This window comes from Acinetobacter sp. CIP 51.11 (genome assembly GCF_000369665.1).
In the GTDB taxonomy this organism is placed as follows: domain Bacteria; phylum Pseudomonadota; class Gammaproteobacteria; order Pseudomonadales; family Moraxellaceae; genus Acinetobacter; species Acinetobacter lwoffii_S.
The window spans coordinates 1,876,109-1,902,602 of the sequence record NZ_KB850129.1 but is presented as its reverse complement, the minus strand read 5'-3'; the positions used below and the strand labels follow the sequence as shown (position 1 = coordinate 1,902,602).

23 protein-coding genes and 1 pseudogene are annotated in these 26,494 nt (G+C 38.2%); 19 read left to right on the top strand and 5 right to left on the bottom strand.

The features are described from left to right. Positions 1-9: 9 nt before the first annotated feature. The 4 genes from F894_RS12785 to F894_RS15190 all read right to left on the bottom strand — a co-directional run bounded on the left by F894_RS12785 (position 10) and on the right by F894_RS15190 (position 3,999). On the bottom strand, positions 10-948 hold the full coding sequence (locus tag F894_RS12785; RefSeq protein WP_005248134.1) for a hypothetical protein: 939 nt from the start codon (positions 946-948) through the stop codon (positions 10-12). Beyond that, positions 938-1,885, bottom strand: coding sequence for a YagK/YfjJ domain-containing protein (locus tag F894_RS12780; RefSeq protein ID WP_005248132.1), 948 nt, complete (start codon positions 1,883-1,885; stop codon positions 938-940). The genes F894_RS12785 and F894_RS12780 overlap by 11 nt, the downstream gene beginning before the upstream one ends. Positions 1,886-2,524: 639 nt before the next feature. Next, entirely contained in the window at positions 2,525-3,682 is a 1,158-nt protein-coding gene (locus F894_RS12775; protein ID WP_005248130.1) for a hypothetical protein, read from the bottom strand. A 155-nt stretch (positions 3,683-3,837) separates the two neighbouring features. Beyond that, positions 3,838-3,999: a hypothetical protein gene (locus F894_RS15190; RefSeq protein ID WP_005248128.1), complete on the bottom strand. Its 162-nt coding sequence runs from the start codon at positions 3,997-3,999 to the stop codon at positions 3,838-3,840. A gap of 669 nt (positions 4,000-4,668) precedes the next feature. Between F894_RS15190 and F894_RS12770 the strand changes: the two genes are divergently transcribed. The 11 genes from F894_RS12770 to F894_RS12720 all read left to right on the top strand — a co-directional run bounded on the left by F894_RS12770 (position 4,669) and on the right by F894_RS12720 (position 14,858). After that, on the top strand, positions 4,669-4,929 hold the full coding sequence (locus tag F894_RS12770; RefSeq protein WP_034438511.1) for a hypothetical protein: 261 nt from the start codon (positions 4,669-4,671) through the stop codon (positions 4,927-4,929). Between the two features lie 12 nt (positions 4,930-4,941). Beyond that, a complete protein-coding gene (locus tag F894_RS12765) occupies positions 4,942-5,508 on the top strand; it encodes a hypothetical protein (protein ID WP_005248122.1) in 567 nt (188 codons plus the stop codon). Positions 5,509-5,553: 45 nt separating this feature from the next. After that, positions 5,554-5,937, top strand: coding sequence for a hypothetical protein (locus F894_RS12760; protein ID WP_005248120.1), 384 nt, complete (start codon positions 5,554-5,556; stop codon positions 5,935-5,937). Positions 5,938-6,043: 106 nt separating this feature from the next. Further along, positions 6,044-6,349, top strand: coding sequence for a hypothetical protein (locus F894_RS12755; RefSeq protein ID WP_005248118.1), 306 nt, complete (start codon positions 6,044-6,046; stop codon positions 6,347-6,349). 131 nt (positions 6,350-6,480) lie between these two features. Further along, positions 6,481-7,515, top strand: coding sequence for a DUF932 domain-containing protein (locus F894_RS12750; protein ID WP_005248115.1), 1,035 nt, complete (start codon positions 6,481-6,483; stop codon positions 7,513-7,515). Positions 7,516-7,668: 153 nt separating this feature from the next. Further along, on the top strand, positions 7,669-8,733 hold the full coding sequence (locus tag F894_RS12745; RefSeq protein ID WP_005248112.1) for a YqaJ viral recombinase family nuclease: 1,065 nt from the start codon (positions 7,669-7,671) through the stop codon (positions 8,731-8,733). 195 nt (positions 8,734-8,928) lie between these two features. Continuing rightward, positions 8,929-9,813 carry a recombination directionality factor gene (locus tag F894_RS12740; protein WP_005248110.1) on the top strand — a complete coding sequence of 295 codons (885 nt, stop codon included), beginning with the start codon at positions 8,929-8,931 and terminating at the stop codon, positions 9,811-9,813. A 451-nt stretch (positions 9,814-10,264) separates the two neighbouring features. Continuing rightward, on the top strand, positions 10,265-10,738 hold the full coding sequence (locus F894_RS12735; RefSeq protein WP_005248109.1) for a Csu type fimbrial protein: 474 nt from the start codon (positions 10,265-10,267) through the stop codon (positions 10,736-10,738). 29 nt (positions 10,739-10,767) lie between these two features. Next, a complete protein-coding gene (locus F894_RS12730) occupies positions 10,768-11,529 on the top strand; it encodes a fimbrial biogenesis chaperone (protein WP_005248108.1) in 762 nt (253 codons plus the stop codon). A 9-nt stretch (positions 11,530-11,538) separates the two neighbouring features. Next, positions 11,539-13,905: a fimbria/pilus outer membrane usher protein gene (locus F894_RS12725; RefSeq protein WP_005248091.1), complete on the top strand. Its 2,367-nt coding sequence runs from the start codon at positions 11,539-11,541 to the stop codon at positions 13,903-13,905. Next, the gene (locus F894_RS12720; RefSeq protein WP_005248090.1) at positions 13,896-14,858 is read left to right on the top strand and encodes a Csu type fimbrial protein; all 963 of its coding nucleotides are present in this window, start codon (positions 13,896-13,898) and stop codon (positions 14,856-14,858) included. Before F894_RS12725 ends, F894_RS12720 begins: the two co-directional genes overlap by 10 nt. On the opposite strand, the gene F894_RS12715 is transcribed toward F894_RS12720, so the two are convergent. Further along, the gene (locus F894_RS12715; RefSeq protein ID WP_005248088.1) at positions 14,855-15,334 is read right to left on the bottom strand and encodes a Csu type fimbrial protein; all 480 of its coding nucleotides are present in this window, start codon (positions 15,332-15,334) and stop codon (positions 14,855-14,857) included. The two genes, F894_RS12720 and F894_RS12715, sit on opposite strands and share 4 nt — an antisense overlap. Before the next feature lie 310 nt (positions 15,335-15,644). Here F894_RS12715 and F894_RS12710 point away from each other — a divergent pair. From F894_RS12710 to F894_RS12675, 8 genes and pseudogenes are all read left to right on the top strand, one after another. Next, a pseudogene (locus F894_RS12710) lies at positions 15,645-16,024 on the top strand (hypothetical protein); the annotation flags it as partial. A 241-nt stretch (positions 16,025-16,265) separates the two neighbouring features. Next, complete coding sequence (locus F894_RS12705) at positions 16,266-17,996, top strand: class I SAM-dependent DNA methyltransferase (protein ID WP_005248084.1); 1,731 nt, start codon at positions 16,266-16,268, stop codon at positions 17,994-17,996. Next, complete coding sequence (locus tag F894_RS12700) at positions 17,986-19,401, top strand: AlbA family DNA-binding domain-containing protein (protein WP_005248082.1); 1,416 nt, start codon at positions 17,986-17,988, stop codon at positions 19,399-19,401. The genes F894_RS12705 and F894_RS12700 overlap by 11 nt, the downstream gene beginning before the upstream one ends. Further along, a complete protein-coding gene (locus tag F894_RS12695; protein WP_005248080.1) occupies positions 19,398-20,798 on the top strand; it encodes a restriction endonuclease subunit S in 1,401 nt (466 codons plus the stop codon). Before F894_RS12700 ends, F894_RS12695 begins: the two co-directional genes overlap by 4 nt. Next, positions 20,779-21,336, top strand: coding sequence for a hypothetical protein (locus F894_RS12690; RefSeq protein ID WP_005248079.1), 558 nt, complete (start codon positions 20,779-20,781; stop codon positions 21,334-21,336). The genes F894_RS12695 and F894_RS12690 overlap by 20 nt, the downstream gene beginning before the upstream one ends. Position 21,337: 1 nt before the next feature. Beyond that, a complete protein-coding gene (locus tag F894_RS12685) occupies positions 21,338-22,243 on the top strand; it encodes a Kiwa anti-phage protein KwaB-like domain-containing protein (RefSeq protein ID WP_005248078.1) in 906 nt (301 codons plus the stop codon). Positions 22,244-22,264: 21 nt separating this feature from the next. Beyond that, positions 22,265-25,369 (top strand): type I restriction endonuclease subunit R, encoded by a 3,105-nt coding sequence (locus F894_RS12680; protein ID WP_005248076.1) that lies wholly within the window; start codon positions 22,265-22,267, stop codon positions 25,367-25,369. 470 nt (positions 25,370-25,839) lie between these two features. Further along, on the top strand, positions 25,840-26,484 hold the full coding sequence (locus tag F894_RS12675) for a hypothetical protein (RefSeq protein WP_005248075.1): 645 nt from the start codon (positions 25,840-25,842) through the stop codon (positions 26,482-26,484). The last annotated feature ends 10 nt before the right edge of the window (positions 26,485-26,494 follow it).

The following is a 26,494-nucleotide window of genomic DNA, read 5'->3' as shown; positions in this document are numbered from 1 at the left end:
TCGCATTATTCAGTCAAATTTTGAATACACAACCTCACATGAGGGTTGTAAACCATTTAGTCTATATAACGTATCTGTACCTATTAAATAGGTTTTTAAACATCTGATGCGTTCCCTGTAATTGGGACTTTTCTTACTAAATCGGTTATTTACAAGAAATCCGTTTAGATATCCAAAATCATAAGTAATAACATAGCAACTATTTGATTCAACTGTTTTTTTTAGGTTTTCAAAAAAACTTAAATCAGCAAATCCTGCCGGCTCATCAATAAAATCCTTCTGTAATATTACGATGTAACGCATATTCATACGGTGATTTAAGCATGGCTCTTGTTTTAAGAAGATGGCTAAACATTTATCTGGCTCAGCCAGATTAAGTAGCTTTTTCATCTCATTACTGACTAATGTCTTAAATTCCTCAATTTGTAAGGATCCATTTTGAGTGGCATCACAATTAATACTGAATTCTTGTAGTTCGAAGCCAGACACATTTTTATCGAGAGCACGAAATGTTGTGTTTAAGGTTTGTTTAGATAAATCAAAAGCCCCCATCCATTTTTCTAAACTATTGCCATAATGCGAGGTTTGCATGCAAAACTGTAATTCCTCAATCATACGAATTACACTGGAAGGATCAAAAGCTTTGTATCCCATACCATGTTGATAAGCTAAGTGATAAAACTGTAAAATTAGAGGATGTAAACTCATTTTTGACATACAGCCATTAATCCAAGGTGCACTATTTAGCCCAGGTAACGTCTGTATGGCTTGCATAATAAGAGCATTTGATCCATTAAAAGCATTTTCAATGTTTTTAGCAGAGGCTCTCGCCAAGAGTGAAGCTACTTGATAAATATTAACAGGGCTTGGATGTGGTGGAGCTAGCCGTGCGCCAGTGCTACAGTAATAAGCAGTATTAATTACTGGAAGATCTTTTTTAGTTAGCATTAGAGTTTCCTTTATGACTGCTATTCACTAAATTGGTGTTGATAGACTTACCCCCTTTTCTTGGACGGCCTGCATTAGAGCGTCGCTGAGGTGGTAGACTAGTCTGAATTGTTCTGACACTTTTCATCTTTTCAAACATGAAGTATTGTTCTCTTTTACAGAAATATTGAATACAAACATCTAACGCTTCTCGTTTTTCGGTATTTGTATATTCAATCATTCCTATGCATAGTGTTTTGTATTTGTCTTTAGCCATATGGCAGTTGTAAGTACAGCCTTGACCATTCGTAAGTTTTTTCCAATACTTAGTAATTTCATGTGCAAAATACCCATCATTTTGATGTAAATTGCCATCTAGAAAGAACAACCCATGAACGTGAAAGCCCTTTTTTAACCCATGTTCAAACTTCAAAATATAACCCTTAATTTGGTTTAATATTTTGTTATGCCTTTTATTGTGCAGGAACCGCGCAATAAGTCTTTTTAATGACTGCAATGCATCTTCGGAATGAAAGTGATGCTGTAGTTCATCTGGGCAATAATTAGTTAAGTGCTCTAAAGGTGGTTTAAAAGCAAAGTCAACGCGTATAACTAGAAGTTTGCTGAATTTGTCAAAATAATGACTCACCGTTTTACGGCAAGACTTTAAATTGTTTTTAGCCTTCCTTTCACGATCTCGGATAGCATTTTTTACTAAAGTGCTAGCCATTTGCTCACGAATGAGTTGAACGAATCGATTCAATAAATCTGCTCTTGGTTGTATATGCCCAAGAGGTTGAGAATTAGGTTGCTCAAATAAACCAATCAGATCTATTTCAGTATTCAAAAGTTCTTTTGCTTTGAAGAAGCATAATATCTCTTCACAGACTGTAAAATCTTTCAAGTAGTTAAGATCAATGCCTGTAATATCATCAAAGACAGAAACAAATGGTTTCATCCATTGAGAGTAGTAAAAGAATCCCTTAAATACATTAAAATCATCAAGTTCAACTGTGGCTGCAAGCTCGCTTTGCGTTCAAGCACTCCCTGACGAATGACACTATATTGAGCATGCATTTCAATCGATGGTTATGATATAAAATAGTTAGCTCAATCTCTGAGGATGGGGCAAGTTCAAATGCCCCATTACTTATGAGAGGATAAACAATCACGGGTTCTTGTGATTTATAAGGTTTACAAGCCATGATTGTGCCCCTTGCATTTATTAGAAATCAGATTGAATTGTCTAACTTCTTGCAGTGCCCTGTATAAAATTAAGAGTATAGGGAGATATACTTTCCCTAATTTATAAGTAAAAGAACTATTTGAGTAACATCTTGTTAATAGTAATATTATCCTATATTCAAACACCCAACTTTCCTGGGGTAAGGGAATCAAAATGTGTTGAGTGTTCGAGGTTTTTTCGATTGCTGCTGTGTACATAGTTACTGCCTAAGTAATGATTATTTTCGGGTAAAACCCATTTGTTAGATAATTTTCTTTTTGCTTTAAGAAAGTTATCTAATGGCAGTAAATTTACAACGAGACGAAAAAATATGTGTGTTGATTCCAACTAAATAAAAAAAATTGAAAATCATTATTTTTCAGTTAGATGGAGTATTCTTCTTTTTAACTCTTCATTTTTGTTAATAATTAAACGAATTCTATTTTCTAGGTTATCAGGCATCAACCCGTGCTTGTGATTATTCTCTTTACGATGTTTTTCCATATATTTATGCAGATGTTCGTAAATCCCATCTGCCAAAACTTTGCACAGCTCTGTCTTGTTTTTATACTTTTTCATATATTTATTATCAGAAATTAACTCAATGATTTTCTTTTCGTAGTCATCATAAATTTGTTTTTTTCTGGAGTTTCCTTCATTGCTTAAAGTTGAGCCATTAAGTTTTTTAAGCAAATACTTGTTATTTAATAAACTATGGTTATGGCAAAAAATCTTAGGTTTATCTAAAATTCCACTCTTAGAGTTAGTGCGTTGATATTTTTTAAACAGACCTTGTGATATGCATATATTGATAGCTTCTTCTAACGAATTATATGATTTTTCAAATATTTCTTCATAACTGTTTGTTACATGACTTACAGCTTCAGGTGCATCACTTTCGTGTGTATGTTTAATATTATCTACAAACTTAAAACAGGCAGTTATTTCTTTTAGACCTTCACATAAGATAATGGCTTCGTTAAGATAGGTACAAAGGGAAGGAAAGTAGACAAGATTATTTTCTGCACGTTTATTAATAACTTCTTGAGAAAGTTCTAAAGCTTCTTTTAAGGTCATTCTAGGATTATGCACATTCTCCAGTATGATCTCACAGACAGCTGAAAGAACAATTACAATGGCTGTAAATAATTGGTCAACTCTATTCCTAGAGTCGAACATGCCTGTGCGCATTACTTCTGCATCAAGAAAGTCACACTCATAAATTTCTTTATATACGTATTCAGGGGTAACTTCATCGCCAATCCTTTGAAATGAATATGAATAAATTTTTCCTGAATACTCAAATTCAACATCTATATACATTTTAAGTTCTTTTAAGTTGTTGTAATTATGACTAATTCGAAGTAATTCATGAGTATTGGAAGTTTTTTGAATAGCTAAACTTTTGAGATATCCTGTGAAAAATCTTTTAGTAGCTTTCTGACCTAATTCTGTTGGTGCAGACAAGTTATTTTTTTCAAATTGGTCAGTCATAGCTGTTGTTGTTTTTTGCTCGTTCTTAAAAAGCATAATTGGCCTTAAAATATTGTACATACTTAAGTATTTTATAGTTTAAATCAATTAATTAGGTTATTAATCGGTTATGTGTATAAGTGGTGGGTTAGGCATCAAAAATAGTACTTTTTTTCTATCAAAGTATTAGAATAATGCCTAAAAAAATAGGTTTAAAAAGATTCTTTTAAATTACAAGAATTTTTTAGATTCTCCCATTCTTGTTCTGCTGCTTCATCGGTAATACCTTTGGATTCAGCAATTTTTTTAATCTCTTTTTCACGAGCCTCGTTGTAGTCATCTTCTTCTCGTTCGAGATTCAAGTCTTTATTCATATCGATTCCTCTGATTAAAAATTAGATGATCAATATGCAGATAAAAGCCTGATACTTCAATATTAAAGATTGTTAAATGTCACATTAAATTTATGAGTTGATTACTTGACGCTCTTTCAAGTGAAGATTATCCTTTATTTGCTGACCTACATCGTCAGTGGGTTTTGACAGACCCCTCACACAAGCACATCAAAAAAGAAATTTTTTGGTGGCGAATCCGTTCGTCCCCCTTCGTTGCGGTAGGGCGAGGGAGGGACGCCTTGTGCGTGCTGATCCTTGTGTGTCAGTCTGTCAACCCTTTCTCGTTCTGCCACCATCAATTGACAGTGATCCGGTAGAACTCTTTTAGCACAAGGAGTACGCTATGCGCTCACATCAATACCGTCTTTTATATTTCTCTTTTTTTATATTTGTTCCGTTGGACTATTAGAACTGAGGCTGTGCAGTCAAGGCATAGCTGTGTCGATGACTTTCTAAGAATAAAACTTTTTCAAATACATATTACTGATATGAAGATGAATCTCTCATGCTGTTTTGAGGGCCGTAGATCCGGGTGCTTTACCGTCTAAATACTTCAAAAAAACATAGATGTTCATTCAACCATTCATGATATGGGGGACACTGGTTCTTGTAAAAACTGGTGATACCTATAAAAAAGAGAAAATGATTATGTTTAAAACCTTCCTAAAAACTGCCCTTATTTCATTATTGCTCGCAGGTGCATCTTTCGCGCAAGCAGGTTGGTTCGCTCAAGCGAGTGAATCCTATCTTGTTCAAGCGCGTCATACAGGCAATGGAGTCTATCAATGTCTCTATAAAACCAATCCTGGCAATCGTGGCTGGAAAAATTTTACAGTGAACTTTCAGGGGGGGTGTCCGCGCTTTGTTCACTACAATGCCAATAATGGCCAAGTTACCGTGCCTAACTAAGCGGGTGAGATCATGAATAATAAAACTTTATTAGGCTTGGCTGCAATTATTGCCATGACGATCATGGTCGTGGCTGGTTTTTATTTTAATTCCAAGTCAAATGGCCAGGCAGAAATAGTTGCAACCACTACTGAAGCTAGTGTGCCTCAAGTAAAAGAGGCAGTAACATCAACTATTCAGGGTGGTGATAAGGTTACAAATACTGATAAGGCAGATCTTCAAGAGAAGATCGTAGCACCAGAGAAAGAATCACGGACCCCGGCATTACTCAGTTTTGAATTTGATCTTAATCAGGATAGCACTGGGACAATTGAGTCCATGATTCCTTATCGGGATCTACCTGAGTTTGAACAAGCCAAAATTCGTCAGTATCAAAATTATATTTTTGAGAAGACTGCCAAAGATACAGGTAAGTCTGTGAATGATTTTAGCCTGCAAGAGCGTGGAGCTATGGAAACAGAAGACCCTTCACATAGCGTCTATGTCTATAAATTCCATACTGGCAGTGATTGCGAAGTCCATATGGTCGATATCGATGCCAATACCGGTGATTATCAGGTCAGCTATAACTACTGCTAGAGCTTAACAGGTACAGCTGAATATTGAGTAAAGGACACATTTATAATGAATATTTTAATTAAACCTATTCTGCTTAGCACTCTCCTGGTCACGGCTGGATGGATGTTATCGGGATGTAGCTCAAGTTTAGACCCGAACACTTTTACCGTCGAACTGAGTGTTGAGGATACGAGTAACTGGTATGCTCAAAATCAAACCGCTACTATCTTAACGATTCGCTCTAACTCTCCTGATCCTATCGAAGCAAAAAATGTGTCGATCAATAACGGTCAATGCAGCTACGAGGGATATCGAAGAAAAATTCAATATCCACAATTCTTTAAGATGGGGCAGGTGTTGAAATTGCAGTTAACAGGATGTGGATATAGCAATGTAGTACAGGTAGATGTTGAAACTGACAAGGGCAATGCTAGTTATAGTTTTCAATAAAGACTAAGCACAAAACCAGTCACGATTGACTTAAAGACAAAACCGCATCCTTCAGGGTGCGGTTTTTTTATGCCTGACCTTCCAGTTTTTTAATAGGAATTGATCTATGTCTTTCATCCATTGTCCTTATTGCCAGTCTGCCAATATCAAGCAGACTGAATCAGGACACCCTCATGAACAGTATTTTGAACAGCTACGGTATTTTCTTTCCCCAGCCCAGATGGCGCTATTCGGAATAAAAATGGCGAAGAAGACCGGCGCTCCACCTTTAGCCGGTGCGATGGTTGGCGTGGTTATCGGTGGCGTGTTGGTAGTGGTCAGCCAATATTATTTTGAACGGCACTATGGTAATGCCATGAATTTTATCTGCCAGGACTGCCAGCAGCATTTTGCTTGGGTAAAGCCTGCTTAATGGGCCTAATCAATAGATCCTCATAGATCTAAATACGATCTAGCTTTGATCTCACAACCTTACATTTTTCAACACATGCTTTCTTCTAAGCATCTTCAATTTTTAAATTTTAAGATTAAGGAATATTAAATATGGCACATCAACTTGAACAAATGGCGTATGTCGGAGAAACCCCTTGGCATAGACTCGGGAATCAACTCACTCAGAATCAGCCGATTGAAGTCTGGGCAAAACAGGCAGGGATGGACTGGCGGATTGAATCCTCCGATGTTAGCTACATGGCAAAGAATGAACGCGGGCAGAGCATCATCATGCCCTATGAAGAACAGCGGGTACTGTATCGTTCCGATACTCATGCACCCTTGTCTGTGGTCAGTCAGCGTTATCAGGAAGTCCAGCCTATGGAAATTCTGGAGTTCTACCGGGATTTGACTGAGCAATCCGGCTTTGAATTAGAAACTGCTGGTGTACTCAAAGGCGGGAAGAAGTTCTGGGCATTGGCACGTACCGGACAATCTACGGCATTGAAGGGCAAGGATGTTAGCAAGGGTTATATTTTATTGGCAACTGCCTGCGATGGGACGCTTGCCACCACAGCACAGTTCACCAATATCCGTGTGGTGTGTAATAACACCTTAGCCATTGCCCTGCGTGGACAGAGTAGCAGTGCTGGTGTCGTGAAAGTGCCACACAGTACTAAGTTCGATGCTGACAAAGTTAAGCAGCAATTGGGTATCTCAGTCCGTGCCTGGGATGAGCATATGTATGAGATGAAACAGCTGACTCAACGTAAAGTCACTCAAGGAGAAGCGGCTGCCTATTTTGATGCAGTGTTTAACAATACCAGCATGAGTGCTGCTGATCAGGAGGAGAACATCATTCAATTCTATCGCAATATCGCCACTCCAAATCCAGCTAAAGAAAAGTCTGAACCGAATGGACGCGCTATGACTAAAGTCATGGACATGTTCAACGGACAAGGCCGTGGGGCAGAACTCAGCTCAGCCAAAGATACTGCTTATGGTCTACTGTGCAGTATTACAGAGTTTGCCGATCATGAACGTCGTGCCATGAGTACCGATCACCGCCTCGATTCAGCCTGGTTTGGTGCAGGTGCTGCATTAAAGCAGCGTGGACTGGAACAAGCACTTCACTTAGTGGTTTAAGTTTCATTTAAGCTAATGCTATTACAATAACGGTCAAGGGGTCATGCAGATGATCCTTCTCCAGTGAAAACACCCCCTTTTGCCACATCTCCAGATGTGGCTTTTTTTATGCCGAAAATTTTTACAGACCTCACTATTTATAAGGATCAAAGCATGAATCAGATTGCACCGATAAATACATCTCAACTCCCTCATTTCCCAATTCCGAATGAGATGAATGAATCAAATACCGCAGCTAAACGAACAGCGACAGCCAAACGTTTAGCCAATACTAAAAATATGGATTACCAAGAATGGCTAGAAGTACGTAAGCAAGGGATTGGCAGTAGTGATGCTGCAACCGCCTGCGGCCTCAACCCTTACATGTCGATGCTGGAACTATGGATGATCAAGACTGGACGTGCACAGCAGAACCTGAATGATGACAGCTCAGGCGTTGCACCGCTGTATTGGGGCAAACAGCTAGAGCCACTGGTGGCTGAGTACTACAGTCTGCATACCAATAATAAAGTGAGACGAGTCAATGCCGTGCTTCAGCATCCCGATCCAGACAAAGCGTTTATGCTGGCCAACTTAGATTATGCCGTGGTGGGTAGTGATGACGTCCAGATCCTGGAGTGTAAGACTGCTGGGGAACATGGTGCTAGGCTATGGCGAGATGGTGTGCCTTTATACGTACTCTGTCAGGTACAACATCAACTGGCGGTGACTGGTAAACAGGCAGCGCATGTTTGTGTCTTGATCTGTGGGCATGAAACCAAGATCTTCAAAGTGACACGATCAGAATCCGTGATTGAGCATATTGTTCAAGCAGAACGATATTTCTGGGAATGCGTGGAAAAGGATACACCACCATCCGTGGATGCAAGTGAATCGGCAGCTAAAGCGATTCAACAACTTTATCCAGCGCATGTACCCTTAACCGTAGAGGATCTCTCGCAAAATGAAAATGCCAATTTGATGTTCGACCAGCTCATCAAAATGAAGGAAGAGATTCAGCATCAGCAGGAACGCTTTGACCAGCTTAAACATGAAATTCAGATGATGATGCAAGACAAGGAAAGGGCAGTCTTTGCAAATGGCTCAGTAGTCTGGAAGAAAGCCAAGGATTCTATCAGTCTAAATACCAAGGCATTGCTTCAGCACCAGCCTGAACTCATCGAGCTTTATCCACTTCAAAAGCAAGGCAGTCGTCGATTTAACATCTATACCGACTAAGCCCTATCTACAGCACTAAATCAAAAATTCACAAAAATCGCTCCCCGCTCTCTACCCTTCGGTAGAGAGCAAATCGGTCGCGATCTCTGTAGCACTTTATCTGGCTCTACATTCTTTGGGTAACTTATTTGGTCCTTGTTCCGACCTACATACATAGACCCAAATTTGTAAGGTAATACATTAAGGAATATCAACATGATTAAAGGTTTAGCAATTACTCCTCCAATACTCGGACGGATCAGTATTGGTCGGATGATCGAGAAGAATGGCAAACGCCTACCGGAAAAGGATGACCAGTTCACCATTACTTCCCAGATTCAAAGCAAAGAAGGCTGGATCAAACATCCATTAGATGATCAGCTGCGAGCGAATGCTCCGAATCAGAAGCTCCGTTCTATACCAGTCCGCATGATCTTTAATGATCCTGATTTAAACCTACGTGCAGAATACACCTTATTTGACCGACAGACTGGACGACCTGTCTGTGTCGGTAATGGAGAGACCTGCCAACGTTTAACCAACCAAGGCGTGGAGCAACATCCCTGTCCATCCCCTGATTTATGTCGATTGGCTCAAGGAGGGAATTGCAAGCCCTACGGGCGTTTGCATGTGAATTTGGATGAATCAGATGAGTTTGGCACCTTCATCTTTAGAACCACGGGTTTTAACAGTATTCGGACTTTGGCTGCACGGCTGAATTATTACCATGCGGCATCCAATGGTTTGTTGTCATGCCTGCCATTGCAGCTGATATTGCGGGGCAAGAGTACGACACAAAGTTATCGTCAGCCGGTGTATTACGTGGATCTAACTTTAAGGGAGGGGATTAGCTTGAATGAAGCGATTATTCAGGCGAAGCAAATTGATGAACAGAGCAAGCAGGCTGGGTTTTATCAGGAGGCTTTAGACTTTACCGCAAGGAAGGGTTTGGGGAATGGGAGGATGGGCGTAGACATGGAGGAAGGTTTGGATGTGGTTGAGGAGTTTTATCAGCCTGTTGAAGGCCAGCAGATTGAGGAAACGCAGCCTGAATTTAATATTCAGCAGGGATTGAAAGGATCAGTGACGGCTTTGAATTAAATCGAACAGGGTGAAATCTTATATAGTATTGAGAGGGTTAAAAAATTGTTTATTCATGACTGTATTTCATTCATGATTTTGCTTAACTGATGATATGTCCTCTCAATACTTTAAAAATATTTCTAATGTACAAAATTTAAATCGTTTTTCTCGATTTTTTGTATGGGTTTAATCATGTTTACATATTTTGAATAATTTTATATCATCGCTAACAAATCACAATATGATGCCTGATTGTGGTTTTCATCACTCTTTTTTTTGCAAGAAGATAGAAGGAGTTCGTTTTAAATCCAACCTTTTTGGTTGTGTTTATTTATGGTAAAGCACTTAATTTATTATAAAAAATTATGTACTTGGCTATTAAATGAGCGTATATTCTGTCGTCTACTTTATTCTAAAACTTCATTAAATTTTTCAAGTGAAGTACAACTTAATATATAGGGTTATTCTCATGAGTAAAATTACATACGTTTCTGTTCTTCTTTCAGCCATTTTAGGTACTTCTGTAGCTCAAGCAGCAACAGCTCCTACTCAGACTTTTGAAGTAAAGTTAACGATTAATGAGTCATGTGAATTTAACTCAGCTACAGATATCGATTTTGGAAGTTTGGATCGCTCTACTGATGCTAATAAGTTGCGAACAGGTACATTAACGGCAACTTGTACAATTGGTACTCCTTATAAAGTTGTACTGGATAGTCAACGAAAAATGACTCATGCTAATGATAGTACATCGTTTATCAACTATGATTTATTCCAAGATGCTGGTACTCAAAAAATTTGGGGTGATACAGAGGATGCTGCTTTAGTAAAAACGGGTACAGGTGGAGTAGATAGTCTTACTGTGCATGCAAAACTAAAAGGAAACACCAACGTTAAGGCTGGTGTTTATACTGACACTGTAACTGCTAAAATTCTTTACTAATTTGGTTTTATAACAAGGAGAAGGGGCTATTGAAAACTGTTCTTAAAAAAGTATTGTATGTAAAATTTTTTCATACTTTGACTTTTTCGGCTTTCTTAGTCTCCTCCTTTTCTTTGGCTCAAGCAGCTAGTTTGCAAGTATCCCCAATTTTGGTGGAGTTCACACCTAGTGATAAAGCGAAAGAATTTTGGCTTACAAATACAGGTTCGACCAATATACGTGCTCAAGTGCGTGTACAACAATGGTCTCAACTAAAGAGCCAAGAAACCCTAATCCCAACAAAAGATTTAATTGCTAGTCCGCTTATTACTGAAATTAAGGCTGGCCAAAGACAGTTAGTTCGATTAATCAAGCCACCCAGTGTAAATATTTCCCAAGAGCGAGCTTTTCGTCTTCTAGTAGATGAATTACCAGATAACTCTCAGCAACAAAATAATTCTGGCCTTAATATACTTTTGCAATATTCAATTCCTGTATTCTATAAGAGTTCTCAGACTTCTAAGATTAATAATGGAGTAACTGCACTTGATAGTATTCAATTTAAATATGCGCAAGGGCAGTTTTCAGCAAAAAATCTCTCTAATTCTTATATACGTATAAGCCAGCTTAACTATGTAGCAGCAAACGGGAAAAAAACACCCTTGATTCCCGGCTTAATGGGATATGTTTTAGCAAGTCAAACTATGTCATGGACACTTCCTCAAAAATTACCTGATAATGGGTCAGGAAAATTTCAGGCTGTTATTAATTCCGATATTAAAGAACAAGTATTACCTATTGAAAATAAATAACTTTTTAAAATGATGAAAGGTAATTATTGTTATTTAATTTTGTTGGGAATCCTATCTACACAGGAAGTAGAGGCCAATCAAATAAATGTTCCTGATTTTAACTCGCCCATTCAGCAAGAGCTATTTTTAGATGTTATTTTGAATCAATCTGATCCTAATGTTTTGGGGCGATTTCTTCAAAAAGATGATCAGCTTTTCGTATTTAAAGATACCCTACAACAACTTAAACTAAATTTACCTACTAATATAAATGCTAGCTCAGCTGAATATTATCTTTTAGAAGATATACCTTTTATAGACTATAATTATGATAGTTTAAATCAAAAAATATATTTTAATGTTGATATTAGAGCTCTAAATAAAATTTCTCAGTATACAGCTTATAATGTTATTGAACCCGCAAAACTAGATCCGGTTCAGGATAGGCCGGGAGTTTTATTGAATTATGATTTTTATAGCCAATATTCGGAGGACTATTTTAGTCTTAATGGAACTAACGAATTTCGCTTGTTTGGGTTAGGTGAGGGGGGGATTTTAAGTGTGTCCACCAACTATAGCTATACGCATACAAATCAAAATTCTGAGTTGAATGCTTTGGTGTTGGATACCTATTGGCAACGTGATTTTCCTGAAAAAATGTTAACAATAAGAATTGGCGATGTGCAATCTAAATCATTAGCCTGGTCTAGATCTACGCGTCTGGGCGGAGTAAGTTTTTCTAAAAATTTTTCTCTCCAACCTTATCAAATCACTACCCCATTAGAATCATTCAAAGGTGAAGTAAGCTTACCTTCTACTGTTGATCTATTTATTAATGGGTTAAAGCAGACAAGTCAACAAGTTGTACCCGGACAATTTGAAATAGAAACTGTTCCGATTATTACTGGAACAGGACAGGCTCAAGTTATTGTTACGGATATAAATGGACAACAACGAATTTTAAATTTTTCTTTATATGGCACTAATCAGCTTTTGAAGGATAAATTAAGTGATTGGTCTTTTAGTTTAGGCCAAACACGTTTAGCTTACGGTGAACAGTCTTTCAAATATGATGATGATCTTGTGGGGAATGCAAGTTATCGTTATGGTTTAACAAAAGATTTAACTATAGAAAGCCATATAGAATTTGCCCCTGATCTTTATTTAATAGGTGGAGGAGTAATTCAAAGATTAGGGGGGCGGGCTGGTATGCTTAATGCTGCTTACTCATTCAGCGACTATAGGCATTCTAACGGGACTCTTTACCAGTTGGGGTATAGTTGGAATTCTCAATATTTGAATTTCTTTTATAATACAACCCGTCAGTCTGGTCAGTATTATGATATTGCAGGCCTCAATAGTTCTAATTTTCCTAAAAGATCTGATCAGGTTTTTCTAGGCTTTAATAATAGATTAGGTCAATTTGGCACAAGTTATATATATCAAGAATATTCTCCAGCTTCATCGAATGAATTTATAACATTCAACTGGTCCTATTCGTTTCCTAATAACTATTATCTTAATCTAAGTGCAAATCATGACTTAACTCAAGAAGATACAAGATATTACTTGAGTCTAAATATTCCGCTAGAAAAGAAGCGTACTGTGAATTTTTCTTATCAGCAAGATCAAGAACAGGAAAAACTATCCTTAAACGCACGTCAGGCTATTTCACGTGATGTTGGAGGATGGGGCTGGCAGCTTCAAGCAGACACGGCTAGAGATACACAAAATATTCAGGCTCAGATTGCTCAAATGCATGATTATGGTGAGTGGAACATTGGTTTTCAGGAAGTCAAATCAAAAAACATTTCATCTCGGATAGCCAATAGTGCATTAAGTGGTAGTGTATTGATGATGAATCAAAGTTTTTTTCCAATGCAGCGTTCTTTTGATTCTTTTGCCTTAATTTCAACCTCGCAAATTTCTGATATTCCCGTTAAATTAGAAAATAGATATGTAGGAAAAACGAATAAAAATGGGGAGTTAGTGGTTACTTCCCTAAACCCATATCAAAATAACCGTATTACAATTGATCCATTAGAATTACCTCCAGATTATCATATTGAAACCACAGTCAAGAATGCTGTTCCAAGATATGCGAGTGGAGTATTCCTTGAGTTTCCTATTTCTCAAATATTAGCCATTCAAGCAGTCATTAAACAAGCAAATGGAAATTTCATAAAAGCCGGAACTAATGTTTGGGCTACCGAAGATTTTAATTTAGAAGATACCGGACCTCTTACTATAGTTGCACATGATGGCATGATTTACATTGAGAATCCTAAAGCTAATAAATTCTATTTAAAGCAAAATGATCAGATTTGTAGCTTTGAAATAAAAGACTTAAGTGACCAAAAAGGTATTATTGATTTAGGAGAATTGATATGCGAATAATAAAAAAACCAATGCATTATTATTTATCAATTAAAAATTTCACTTTTATATCCAGTCTCTTTTTAGGTGTAATGCTGGCAGGTGAAACTCAAGCAGCTAAATGTAGAATCTCATCACCCACTACTTTGAATTTCGGCGAAGTTAATATTGGAGGAGGGCGAGCTTTTACTACAGTTGAAGTGGTATGTGATCCGGAAAATAATGCACCAACAAACTTTAGAGTATGTTTGACAGCAGATAGTTGGTTTTTTAATGAAACAAGACGCTACATCTATAATTTATTCAGCAGTCTGTCATATAACCTTTTTTATGATGCTGGTTACAATAATGTAATTAGAAATCAGCTCAATACATCCGGTTGTTATGATTATAGGGCGACTTCGGGACAAGAAGTGAGAGGTACTATTCCAATATATGGATATTTATACCCTAACCAAAATACTTTTGCAGGAACTTATAGCTCCTTAACTTTATCAACAGAAATTTTATATGCATTTGCTCGAGGTAATACTCAACCTACTGATAATAATGTCTTAACTTCTCGTTTAAGTCATTCTGCTAATATGACTGTATTGGCTGAGTATGAAAATGCATGTGTTTTACTCTCAGCTAGTGATTTAGACTTTGGACAAATCAGTAATTTATCAACTGAGCTACGTACGAGTGGGCAAATTTCATTGCAGTGTCCAAACCGGGTATCATGGAATGTCAGCTTAAATAATGGGAGATATGCCTCGGGTAGCCAAAGACGTATGTTTAATGGCCGTGATTATATTAATTATGATTTATATTTAGATAGTGGAAGAGCTCGGAAGTGGGATCAATTTACTTTAAGAAAGGGTAGTGGTAATAATAATCCAGAATTTATTCCAGTCTATGGAAGCGTACCAGTACAATCAATTAAAAGTGCAGGCAGCTATCATGACACGATTACTATTACACTCACTTATTAATAGGTTATAGTCGCTATTACGTTATCGCTATAAACACCCGCTGGAACATTTGTCGCACCATCATTAATTTTTGCCCAAATTTTAAAAGCTTGGTCAGTGCCTGTTCCCGTATTTGAGTAAACTGCTTCTGATGAATTCCCCCAAACAGTTTTGAAGCCAGCATCCTGATAGAGTTGATAAGGAATCTGTATAGAGCTGTCTTGAGTGTTTTTCAATACCTTATCACTATGTAAAGCTATTGAGTAAGGTGTATCTTGAGTACAACTAATATTTAAATTACCTGAGCTAGTAACATTATTGGTAGATCTCTGAATAGATCCAAAATCAATTTCTTGAGACTGACTGCTTTGAATTTCACAACGTTCTGTTACAGTGAGTTGCACTTTGAAGTTGGTTGAAGAATTATCATTTATCTGGGTGTAGGCAATTGAAGATAGTAAGATCATGAAACCTAAAGAGTATTTTAATTTTTTCATAATTTATATCCCCAACACTTTAATATTCAACAAGTATTTTTCATACCTAGAATAATACAATTCACGCAATTCTTCTATAACAATGAGATAATTTTAAAGCGTTAACTTTGTTGAATAGATTAGTTCAATTCAGAAAAGTAACACTTATATCCGTTTTAAAGTTTCAACGAAATATTATAGTTTTTTTAACCAAAAGAATATTCAACTTAAGTTAATAGTTAGACTGCTTGGGTAATCTCCCCTGAAAATAAAAGATTCTAAATCTATAATTTTCTTTCAACATACGAGATAGCTTCATTTTGAATTTGAATCAAATGATCTACTCTCGTGCCTATTGATGCAAGTGATGCTCAGAGGAACGTCCACCATACAGAGTTTCATCAAACTGTTTACTAGGTGTGTCTTACTTTAAGGGAAGGAATTAGCTTGAATGAAGCGATTATTCAGGCAAAGCAAATTGATGAACAGAGCAAACAAGCGGGGTTTTATCAGGAAGCTTTAGACTTTACCGCAAGGAAGGGTTTTGCCAATGCACGGTTTGAAACGGATATAGAGGAAGGGTTAGATGTGCTGGAGGAATACTACCCTGAACAAGAACAAAACCGTACGGTGGAGCAACAAGCTTCGCCTGAAGGGTTTGTGCAGGATATTCAGCAAGGGTTGCAGCGATCAGTCAGACCCGTCAACTAATCGATTAGTTGGAAAAGAGCAGCTTTCTAGGTTGCTCTTTTTTTACGACAGTATTAGTCGTGGGAGTTGTCAAAGTACTATTTTAGCTATAGTTATCCCGTTAAAATGACAAGACTTAATTAATCTCTATTTTTTTTGTTAAGTGCATGACTTTTAATAGGTCGCAGATATGCTAACTTAGCAACATTGTTTAACATTAAGTATAAAACCAAAGCGGTTGATCTTGGATTGAGGAAATAAAATGCATTCATTGGAACAAAAATTTCTAAATGACTTAGATGACAAGCTTTGGAAAGCCGCCGATAAATTACGCAGCAGTCTAGATGCAGCCAACTATAAGCATATTGTTTTAGGGTTGATTTTCTTAAAGTACGTTTCAGATGCTTTTGATGAACGACAGTCTGAGCTCAAGACTTTATTCGCTCATCATGATGACAACAATATCTACTACATGGCACGTGATCACTATGATAGCGATGAAGAATACCAACAGGCTATTGCTGACGAACTAGAAATACTGGATTACTACCAAGAAAAAAACGTGTTTTGGGTGCCAAAAGCAGGCCGCTGGTCAAATATCCGTGATGCAGCCGCTTTACCAATTGGCTCAATCATTTGGCAGGATGAACAAGGTGCAGACGTCAAACTGCGTTCGGTATCATGGCTGATTGACAATGCTTTAGATGAAATTGAAAAAGCCAATCCAAAGCTTAAAGGTATCCTGAATCGCATTGGTCAGTACCAGCTGGATAATGACAAGCTACTTGATCTGATCAATACCTTCTCTGACACCAGTTTTACTAAGCCTGAATATAATGGTGAAAAACTCAGTCTGCCCAGTAAAGATATCCTCGGGCACGTCTACGAATACTTTTTGGGACAGTTTGCCTTGGCTGAAGGCAAGCAAGGTGGGCAGTACTACACGCCTAAAAGTATCGTCACCTTAATTGTTGAAATGTTGCAGCCTTATAAAGGTCGTGTGTATGACCCTGCAATGGGTTCAGGTGGATTCTTTGTATCCAGTGAAAAGTTCATTGAACAACATGCTCAGGAAAAGCACTACAAAGCCTCGGAGCAGAAAAAGCATATCTCTATCTATGGTCAGGAGAGCAATCCGACCACATGGAAACTAGCAGCCATGAACATGGCGATTCGCGGGATCGATTTTAATTTTGGTAAAAAGAACGCGGATACATTTTTAGATGATCAGCATCCAGACTTACGTGCTGATTTTGTCATGGCTAACCCACCTTTTAATATCAAAGATTGGTGGCATGCTTCGCTAGAAAGTGATGTACGCTGGAAATACGGTACACCGCCACAAGGTAATGCCAACTTTGCTTGGATGCAGCACATGCTACATCATCTGTCACCAACAGGCAGCATGGCACTTTTACTTGCCAATGGTTCGATGAGTTCCAATACCAACAATGAAGGCGAGATTCGTAAAAACTTGATCGAAGCCGATCTGGTGGAATGTATTGTCGCGTTACCGGGACAACTGTTTACCAACACACAAATTCCAGCTTGTATTTGGTTCTTGACCAAAGATAAAAAGAATGGCTTGTCTTTAGATAAAAAGAAAGCTAACCGTGAAGGCAAGACCCTGTTCATCGATGCCCGTAATCTAGGCTATATGAAAGATCGTGTACTGCGTGACTTTACCGATGCCGATATTGCCAAAATCACCCAGACCTTGCACGCATGGCAGCAGGGCGAGAACTTTGAGGGTGAAAAGTATCAGGATGAAAAAGGTTTCTGTTTCTCTGCTGAGCTCAAAGATATTCAGAAGCACGACTATGTATTGACTCCAGGACGTTATGTGGGTGCAGTCGAGCAGGAAGATGATGGCGAGCCATTCGCTGAGAAAATGCTGCGTTTGACTGCTCAGCTCAAAGAACAATTTGCTGAAAGTGCTGTCTTGGAAAGTGAGATTAAAAAGAATCTAAAAGGCTTGGGTTATGAGTTCTGATCATCCTTTATTGCAAGAAATTCAGAAGGGTGAAAGTCAAACCCTTGAATTTAAAGAGCAGTTACCGAAAGGGCAACAGGTCGCAAAGACCCTGATTGCTTTTGCCAATACCAGTGGTGGTAAATTGGTAGTGGGTGTAAGTGATGATCGCCAACTCGTAGGTATTCAAGATGATATTTTTGAGCTGCAAGATCAGATCACTTCGATGATTAATGAACTGTGTGCGCCCAATATTCTGCCGTATATCTATATCGAGAATATCCAAGGCATTGAGTTGCTGGTGATTGAAGTCAGCCGTGGTTCATTGCTGCCTTATTACCTCAAGCCGCAAGGCAAGGCACAGGGGACCTATATCCGTTTGGGTGCAAGTAATCGTGTAGCATCGTCTGAGTATATCCAGCAACTTGAATTGCAGCGTCTGAACCAGACCTTTGATGAACAGCCGAATCCGCAATACAGTTTAGATGACATAGATTTACAGCCTTTAAAGCAAGCCTTTGCTGAGGTGGGTAAAGAGCTGTCTTTGCAGAAGATGCGGAATCTCAAATTGATCATTCAGCAGAATGGACAGGACTACCCAAGTCATGGGCTGCTCATTTTGTTGGGGCTTTATGAGCAGGTTGAGATTAAATGCAGCCGCTTTAAAGGCACGACCATGACAGTATTTTTGGATAAAAAAGAATACCGTGGCGACTTATTTAGTCAGTTGAAGCAAACAGAGCAATTCATCAAAAACCATCTGCATCTACGAGCAGAAATTTTAGGGTTACAGCGCACAGAAAGTTTTGAAATTCCAATCCCTGCTATTCGTGAAGCCTTGGTGAATGCAGTGCTGCACCGTGACTATAGCAATGCAGGGCGTGATATTAAGGTTGGCATTTATGATGACATTCTGAATATTGTATCGCCGGGTGGTTTGCCCAATGGACTGACTGAAGAAGATTTGGCACAAGGTCGTTCCGAGATCCGTAACCGTGTCTTGGCCCGTGTGTTTAAAGAGCTGGGTTATATCGAGCAGTGGGGCAGTGGTATTGCCCGTATTAAAGATCTTTGTTTACAAGCTGGTAATGCAGAACCTCAACTGAAAGCACAAGGTGATTTTGTCGATTGGGAATTTTACCGTCCTTCGATTGAGCAATTAGGTGGCTCAATAGGTGGCTCAATAGGTGGCTCAATAGGTGGCTCAATCAAAGAAACTATGCTGACAGATCGTCAAAAAGAGATTTTAATTTTAATTCAACAGAACCCAAAAGTTTCCTATCGTTCTATGGCGGAGCACCTCGGAATTAATGAGTCAGCAGTGAAAAAGCATTTGAATCATTTAAAAGATGCTAGCTGGCTTGAGCGTGTTGGTGGAACTCGTGGCTATTGGGCGATTAAGAAAGAGTTTGGGGGTGTGGTGTGAGTTTTACATCGAGAATTAAAATCGAAGATTTGATTAATAATGGTTCTATTCTTGTCCATAAAGATGGAAATCATGGAGCAAAATATCCAAGAACTGAAGAATTTGGTGAGTTGGGAGTGCCCTTTCTTACTGCTAAGTTATTAGATAATTCAGGAAATATTGATTTATTAAAGGCACCCCGTCTAGCGAAAGAAAAAGCGCAAAAATTTACATTTGGGTTTGTTCAGCCGGAAGATGTGTTGCTATCACATAATGCAACTGTTGGAAGAGTGGCTGTTATGCCACAAGTTGATGAACCTATTCTAATTGGCACGTCTTTAACCCATTTCCGGCTTGATAAATCTAAAATTTTACCTACATATTTAGCTGCTTATTTTTCAGGGAAGGATTTTCAGGATCAACTCGCGGCAGTAATGAGTCAAACTACGAGAAACCAAGTTCCAATCACTTCTCAGCGTAAACTTTATATTGAGCTGCCATCAATAGAGATACAAGCAGAGATAGTTAAATATATAGACTCAATTGATAATAAAATTAGACTAAATAACAAAATCAATCAAACCCTAGAATCTATCGCCCAAGCCATTTTTAAAAGTTGGTTTATCGACTTCGATCCTGTCCGCGCCAAAATTGTAGCTAAGCAGGAAGGCAAAGACCCTGAACTTGCTGCGATGTGTGCTATTAGCGGTAAAAGTGAAGTTGAGATTCAGCAAATGTCTAAAGATGACTTTGCTGAGTTACAAGCGAGTGCTGCGCTGTTTCCTGATGAATTAGTAGAGACTGAGCTAGGGGAAGTGCCGAAGGGGTGGGAGTATAAAAAATTAAAAGATTTATGTAGGGTAATCAATGGTAGAGCCTACAAAAATACTGAGTTTAAAGAAGAAGGTATCCCAATTGTAAGAATTCAAAATTTAACGGGTGGTGGAAAAACAGTATTTTCGGACTTGGATCTTCCTCAGGATAAGTTAATCGAGAAAGAAGATTTTATTTATGCATGGTCTGCAACATTTGGTCCGTATATTTGGAGAGGACCAAAAAGTATCTATCATTATCATATTTGGAAAATGGATGTTGATGAAACGATTATCAGCAGATATTTTCTCTACCTAACAATGTTTAGAAAAACTGAATCCATGAAAAGTTCTGGGACTGGCTCTATTTTTACTCACCTTACTAAAGCGATTATGGAATCTCAAGATGTTTTGATTGCTGATAATGCCATCAATATGCTTTTTAAAGATCGAATTGATAGGATCTTTAAATTAATTTCTCTAAAGAGTGATGAGATTAATAATCTAGAAAATATTAGAGATACTTTATTGCCTAAATTATTATCGGGTGAAATTGATGTATCAGATCTAGGTAGTGAGACCGAATATGAGTATTCAACAAAATGAGTCACTAGGTTTTATACGCGTAATGATGGTGTTAAGTAGTTTTTCACCATTATTTATTTTGTGGGCTTTACGGGGGAATCAAGAGGTATCTGATTTATATTTAATTCCCTTTTGTGTTTTATTTGTTATTGTTCCTAATTTGTTTTTATGGCGAAGAATTAATATTGCCAAGAAACAAAATGATAAACGCATAATAAAGGTTGGAACTGCAGATGATCATAAGGATCACATTTTAGTCTATTTATTTGCTACCTTATTGCCTTTTTATTCTGTTGGTATAGAGAGCTTAAGAGATATAGGGACTACATTAGTTGCTTTGATTTTTGTGATTTTCTTGTTTTTGCACTTAAATTTACATTACATGAATATTTTATTTGCAATGAAAGGCTATCGTATTTTTACAATTTGTCCGCCTGAAGATAATAATTCTATCAGTGGTAAAATACCTCAGGTACTTATTACAAAAAGAGCCATCGTGTTAAATGGCGATGAAATAGAAGCGTATAGATTAAGTAATACAGTTTATTTGGAGATTTAGTGTGTTTGTAGATTTTGACTTTGACAATATTAAGAATATTGAATTTGGGGTGGGGAGAGAGTCAGAAGATCAAAATCAACAGTTTTTTGAGGCTATTCCTGTAGATGTGAGCGTTCAGAAAGCATTGGTTGAGATGGCTAAGGCAACTGTCGAAATCATGAATAAAAGCAGTCCTAGTCCTGATTTATATCAACCGTCAGAAAAGCATGCTGGTATTGAGTATTTGTATTTGCCAATTTCTGATCAAATGGCACAAACAATGAAAGACTTGCATGAAGCTAATAACTTAGACATGAATGCTAAAGTATTAAAAAGCCCTACTGAAGTTTTCTGCTATTTTGCAAGATTTATAGATAAATCTGGTAAAAAGCTAACAGCTTTACGCAGAGCTATTCAGTTTAAGGGAATATTGAAAAATAAACTTATTAGCTTATGTGATGACACATTAAAAATTGTTGAGGAAAAGGTATTTAAACTGGATGCTGACTTTGATTTTCTAATCGATAATTCGAATATTCACATAATCCGACCGAGTGCTTTTGAATTTGCTGGTAAGTTACAAGAAGCTATTTTACAGGCTGTGCCTACAAACATTTCATCTATTGCAGCTGATCTCGGTTATGTCGATTTTACTAGCATACGGGCTTACGCTGAAAAAAGGCCTCGTGCAGCTCGGTATATTGCATCTATTAAATCACAAGCTGAAACTAAGAATATTGATAAAGATCGTTTAAAACTGTTATGTGAGCATACAGCGGTTTCTTTAAATATTCAGAATGAAAAAATCTTTGTGAATGAAGGGCATGAACTGGGTTTCTTGGAGGTTCTGGATCGACGTCGTTACCGTTTAGAGTTAATCGACGGTCAAGTTGAAAATTTCAAAGCATCGAGCAGAAGTAAGTTATAAATAAAAAATGAGATGAAATCCATGAACGAAACACAACTCGAAAATCTATGCCTTGATTGGTTCTCTGAAAATGGCTGGGAGATCGTTCATGGTATTGATATTGCGCCTGACAGCAGTACATCTTTACGCAAAGACTATAAACAAGTCTTAATTGAATCAGACTTACATGCTGCATTTGAGCTATTAAATCCACATCTTCCAATAAACTGCTTTGAACAAGTCTTACAAAAACTGAATCAACCTGAAAGTTTAGATCTCGTCACCAATAACCGTGCCTTCCATCGTATGTTGTTGGAGGGTGTACCTGTCACGTATAAGAAGCAAGATGATTGGGTACACGACCATGCTTTTTTGGTGGACTTCAACCATGTGCATCAAAACCGATTTATTGCTATTAATCAATTTACTATTCTAGGTACTAAACAACCTCGGCGCCCTGACATCATCTGTTTTATTAATGGTATTCCGTTTGCTGTTTTGGAGTTAAAAAGCCCAACTGATGAAAATGCGGATATTTGGGATGCTTTTAACCAGTTGCAGACGTACAAAGAAGAAATCTCAGATCTGTTTATTTTTAATGAAGCCTTGGTCGTCAGTGATGGCGTAACAGCACGTGTAGGCTCACTGACAGCGAATCAGGAACGTTTTTTGCCGTGGCGTACAATTAAGAATGAAGATGATAAACCTGCTTTAGAATGGGAGCTAGAAACAGTTATTAGGGGCTTCTTTGACCGAGAATTGTTTTTAGATTACATCAGATTCTTTGTGTTATTTGAAACAGATGGCGAAAAGACCATTAAGAAAATTGCAGGCTATCATCAGTTTCATGCGGTTAGAGAAGCGGTACAAGCGACCATTGCAGCGGCTAATCCAACTGGGGACAAAAAAGCAGGCGTTGTGTGGCATACACAAGGCTCGGGAAAAAGCATTTCCATGTGTTGCTACGCAGGCAAACTTTTACAACAGCCAGCTATGCACAACCCAACCTTGTTAATCGTAACTGACCGTAATGACTTGGATGGACAGCTGTTTGAAACCTTTAGCAATGCTCAAGATTTATTAAAACAAACGCCAGTACAAGCCAATAACCGTGATGAGCTGAGAAAGTTTTTAGCTGAGCGTGAGTCTGGTGGCATCATCTTTACCACAGTACAAAAATTCGCATTACTCGATGGTGAGAGTGAGCATCCATTATTGAATGGACGCCACAATATTGTTGTGATGTCAGATGAAGCACACCGTAGCCAATATGGTCTGAAAGCAAAACTAAGTAATGATGGAACATACAAGTTTGGCTATGCCAAGCACATGCGTGATGCCTTAAAAAATGCAGCATTTATTGGCTTTACTGGAACTCCGATCTCAAGTGAGGATAAAGATACTCGAGCTGTCTTTGGTGATTATGTTTCTATCTATGATATTCAAGATGCCGTTGATGATGGTGCGACTGTTCCAATCTACTACGAATCACGTTTGGCAAAGCTAGATATTAATCAGGCTGAAATTGAAGAGCTATCTGATCAAGTCGATGAAATTGTAGAAGATGAAGAAGATGTTGGTAACCGGGAAAAGACCAAGAGTGAGTGGAGCCGACTAGAAAAACTGGTGGGTGCCACACCACGGCTGAAACAGATTGCTGCGGATTTAGTCGCACATTTTGAAGCACGTACCGAAACCACAGCAGGCAAAGGTATGATTGTCACAATGAGCCGGGAGATCTGTGTCCATCTTTACAATGAAATTGTTGCTTTGCGCCCAGATTGGCATGACCCTGATCCTGAAAAAGGCAAAATCAAAATTGTGATGACAGGTTCAGCTTCAGATAAACCATTGTTACAGCCACACATTTATAACAAGCAAGTCAAAAAACGTCTTGAGAAACGCTTTAAGGATGTCAAAGATCCTTTGCAGTTAGTGATCGTGCGTGATATGTGGCTTACAGGTTTTGATGCACCATGCACGCACACCATGTATATCGATAAGCCAATGAAAGGCCATAACCTCATGCAGGCAATTGCACGCGTGAACCGGGTATTTAAAGATAAGCAGGGTGGTCTAGTTGTCGACTATATCGGCATTGCTAATGAATTGAAGCAAGCCTTAAAAACCTATACCGATGCCAAAGGGAAAGGGGAACCTACATTACGTGCAGAAGAAGCTTATGCGGTTCTTGCTGAAAAGATGGATGCGATACGGGGAATGTTTGCCAAAACCAATGAACAGGTTGGCATGGATTTAAGTGCTTATGAAACTCAGGCACACCGACTGATTATCCCCGCAGCTAACTATGTGCTGAGCTTAAAGGATGGTAAAAAGCGTTTTCTTGATTTAGTCCTGGCAATCAATAAAGCCTTCTCTTTATGCAGCACCTTGGATGAAGCGAAGAACCTGCACAAAGAAATTGCCTTTTACTCAGCCATTAAAGCGGTCATTAGCAAGCATACCTCTGTAGATCGTAAACTGTCGCAAGCTGAAAAGGACAGTACACTAAAACAGATTCTGGATAATGCTGTCATTGCAGATGGGGTAACAGATGTTTTTGCAATGTGTGGTTTAGATAAACCAAACATTGGCTTGCTTTCAGATGAATTTTTGGATGATGTACGGCAGATGCCATACCGTAACTTGGCAGTTGAACTGTTGGAAAAGTTACTCAATGATGGCATTAAGGCAAAGACACGAAACAATGTGGTACAGGAAAAACGCTTCTCTGACCGTTTGCAGGAAACCTTGAGGAAATACAATAACCGAGCGATTGAAACTTCTCAGGTCATTGAAGAACTCATTCAAATGGCAAAAGAATTTCAGGCAGAGATGCAGCGTGAAGCTTCACTTGGGTTAAATCCAGATGAAATCGCTTTCTATGATGCTTTGGCAAACAATGAAAGTGCGGTCAGAGAGCTTGGAGACGATACGCTGAAACAGATCGCACGAGAGATTACAGAGAAGCTACGGAAATCAACGACGGTCGATTGGCAGGTTCGGGATAGTGTGCGTGCTCAGCTGAAAATATTAGTACGTCGTACTTTGCAGCGTTGGAAGTATCCACCTGATAAAGCAGCTGAAGCGATTGAGTTGGTGATGAAGCAGGCGGAGACTTTGTCGAATGCTTGGACGTGTGCTTAACTAATAATTCGATTGAACAATTGGTAAGCATTTGGCTTACCAATTGTTTTTTACACCAAATTTACGCCATTAAAATTTATATTAACAATAAATCATTGTTTTTAAAGAATAATATTTATTTGTTTGTCCAATCCATCATTGGCGCAACACTGATTCGTGGTTGAAGTTTATTTTCAATGGTGGTCAGATCAGTCATTCAAAATCACGCCTTAACGAAATGGAAGAAAGAAGAAGCAATTCATGCGATCACTCAGCTATTGGTTTTTGGCTTAAACTGGATCGGCTGACGTCGCAAAAAGAGGGCGTAATACTACCATAAAATCAGAAAAACCACCCGGCGAACTTGAGCTAGCCCGGTAAATCCAGGGAATGAAACAAGAAATAAAATTGGAATTCCCAGTCAGGTTGGAATGGTATATTTTGATAGGAGAAAGATGAAGATAAAAATTTTAGAAATAAGGAGAATAATCATGTTGTTATTGGAGGAAATTTATAAAAGCCATAAAGCACAAAATTCGGCACATTTTAATTTAAGAATTCATCGGGGCTTAGGCTGGTTTAAAAAATCGCTAGATCTGGATCAGGATCTGGATTTTAAGTTTATCAGCCTGTGGATCAGCTTTCAGGCGATTTATGCAGATGAGAGTGATCTAGTTCAAGATCAAAGCAAGCTGCAGCAGTTTCTGGAAACACTCTGCCAAAAGGATCTGGATCAGAAAATTAATCATATTCTTTGGGAAAAATACAGCCAGCCGATCTGCTCACTCTTGGCCAATCCCTATGTGGAACAAAGCTTTTGGGATTATCGTCATCAGAAAATTAGCCTGGAAAGCTGTCAGGTTGACTTGGAAACACAGAAACAGAATATAGAGAATGCTTTAAAAGAACGAAATTCTGTTGAAATTTTAGCTGGAATATTTCAGCGTTTATCTACCTTGCACCATCAGATAATGCAGGGTGGCGCCACGTATCACAGCTCGCTGAATTATAAATCATTAGAGGAAAGCTGCCGGATTCTGGCAGCCTTATTGCCGGTTTTTATCTGTATTTTATTGGAAAATTCACAAACTCTTGATCTGAATAAGCCTTATTATCCGGCGGCGCAAGTCAGCTAAATAGAGGTAA

Coding starts and splice junctions, on each gene's coding strand:
- F894_RS12735 (WP_005248109.1), top strand. CDS start 10,265: ATGAGTAAAATTACATACGTTTCTGTTCTTCTTTCAGCCATTTTAGGT.
- F894_RS12775 (WP_005248130.1), bottom strand. CDS start 3,682: ATGCTTTTTAAGAACGAGCAAAAAACAACAACAGCTATGACTGACCAA.
- F894_RS15190 (WP_005248128.1), bottom strand. CDS start 3,999: ATGAATAAAGACTTGAATCTCGAACGAGAAGAAGATGACTACAACGAG.
- F894_RS12690 (WP_005248079.1), top strand. CDS start 20,779: ATGAGTATTCAACAAAATGAGTCACTAGGTTTTATACGCGTAATGATG.
- F894_RS12745 (WP_005248112.1), top strand. CDS start 7,669: ATGAATCAGATTGCACCGATAAATACATCTCAACTCCCTCATTTCCCA.
- F894_RS12700 (WP_005248082.1), top strand. CDS start 17,986: ATGAGTTCTGATCATCCTTTATTGCAAGAAATTCAGAAGGGTGAAAGT.
- F894_RS12760 (WP_005248120.1), top strand. CDS start 5,554: ATGAATATTTTAATTAAACCTATTCTGCTTAGCACTCTCCTGGTCACG.
- F894_RS12755 (WP_005248118.1), top strand. CDS start 6,044: ATGTCTTTCATCCATTGTCCTTATTGCCAGTCTGCCAATATCAAGCAG.
- F894_RS12785 (WP_005248134.1), bottom strand. CDS start 948: ATGCTAACTAAAAAAGATCTTCCAGTAATTAATACTGCTTATTACTGT.
- F894_RS12680 (WP_005248076.1), top strand. CDS start 22,265: ATGAACGAAACACAACTCGAAAATCTATGCCTTGATTGGTTCTCTGAA.
- F894_RS12740 (WP_005248110.1), top strand. CDS start 8,929: ATGATTAAAGGTTTAGCAATTACTCCTCCAATACTCGGACGGATCAGT.
- F894_RS12715 (WP_005248088.1), bottom strand. CDS start 15,334: ATGAAAAAATTAAAATACTCTTTAGGTTTCATGATCTTACTATCTTCA.
- F894_RS12720 (WP_005248090.1), top strand. CDS start 13,896: ATGCGAATAATAAAAAAACCAATGCATTATTATTTATCAATTAAAAAT.
- F894_RS12675 (WP_005248075.1), top strand. CDS start 25,840: ATGTTGTTATTGGAGGAAATTTATAAAAGCCATAAAGCACAAAATTCG.
- F894_RS12705 (WP_005248084.1), top strand. CDS start 16,266: ATGCATTCATTGGAACAAAAATTTCTAAATGACTTAGATGACAAGCTT.
- F894_RS12780 (WP_005248132.1), bottom strand. CDS start 1,885: ATGAAACCATTTGTTTCTGTCTTTGATGATATTACAGGCATTGATCTT.
- F894_RS12725 (WP_005248091.1), top strand. CDS start 11,539: ATGATGAAAGGTAATTATTGTTATTTAATTTTGTTGGGAATCCTATCT.
- F894_RS12770 (WP_034438511.1), top strand. CDS start 4,669: ATGTTTAAAACCTTCCTAAAAACTGCCCTTATTTCATTATTGCTCGCA.
- F894_RS12765 (WP_005248122.1), top strand. CDS start 4,942: ATGAATAATAAAACTTTATTAGGCTTGGCTGCAATTATTGCCATGACG.
- F894_RS12750 (WP_005248115.1), top strand. CDS start 6,481: ATGGCACATCAACTTGAACAAATGGCGTATGTCGGAGAAACCCCTTGG.